This is a genomic window from Cellulophaga sp. 3_MG-2023, from assembly GCF_030546975.1.
GTDB lineage: Bacteria > Bacteroidota > Bacteroidia > Flavobacteriales > Flavobacteriaceae > Cellulophaga.
In genome coordinates this window covers 1-1,013 of the sequence record NZ_JAUOPS010000016.1, presented here as the reverse complement: position 1 = coordinate 1,013, position 1,013 = coordinate 1, and the positions used below count along the sequence as shown (strand labels likewise).

Below are 1,013 nucleotides of genomic sequence, written 5' to 3'. Positions count from 1 at the left end.
CCTTGAGGACCCTGTGCTCCAGTTTCTCCTTGAATTCCCTGATCTCCTTGGTCTCCTTTTTCTCCCTGGATTCCCTGATCACCCTGATCTCCTTTATCTCCTTGTGGACCAGAGTCTGGATCTACCCATGTATATACTCCTGACCCATCAGTTGATAATACTTGTCCATTTATACCTCCAGTTGGTAATTCTATTTCATTCTGATCGTCTTTATCCCCATCAGTATATGTAACAGTATAATTACCAGATCCATCATTAGTTACATTAATATCTCCTGCTCCTACTACTGTCTCCCTGTAATTTGATAAATCAATTGGTGTAGCTGTTGGATCATTAGTTAACGTTAAGTTATCTCCTGTTAATGATAAATCTTGACTGTCTGTACCTACAAAGTTAGTTACTGTACCATTCTCTGATGTATATGTAAATGTACCATCTCCATTATTTACTAATGTTGTTACTGTATTGTTTGTATCAATAGTTGCTGAATTACCAGAATCATCAGTAATCGTATATGTTCCATCACCATTATCTAAAACTGTAGAACGCTTTGCATCAAAAGTTGTAATTGCTCCGCTCTCATTTTCATAAGTAAAAGTTCCATCACCATTATCTGTTAAAGATGTAATTGTTTCATCAATTGTAACTGATGCTACATTTAAATATAGACCTCCGTCTGTACCTACTTGAATATCATTATTAGCATCTGAACTTACTAAACCTATAGTCTGTGAAGAACCTGTGCCATCTGTATACGTTATTGTACCATCGTTATTATTAACTAAAGTACCTGCTACTTGATTTGTGTCAATAGTTACTGCATTTCCTGAGTCATCTGTTAATGTAAATGTACCATCTCCATTATCTAAAACTGTAGAACGCTTTGCATCAAAAGTTGTAGCTATACCATCTTCATTTGTATATGTAAATGTACCATCTGCATTGTCTACTAATGTAGATAATGTTTCTGTAAATGTTGTTGCTGTTCCGTTTTCTGATGTATAAGTAAAGCT

1 pseudogene is annotated in these 1,013 nt (G+C 35.2%); it reads right to left on the bottom strand.

The window, feature by feature from the left end:
• A pseudogene (locus Q4487_RS17010) lies at nt 1-1,013 on the bottom strand (hypothetical protein); the annotation flags it as partial.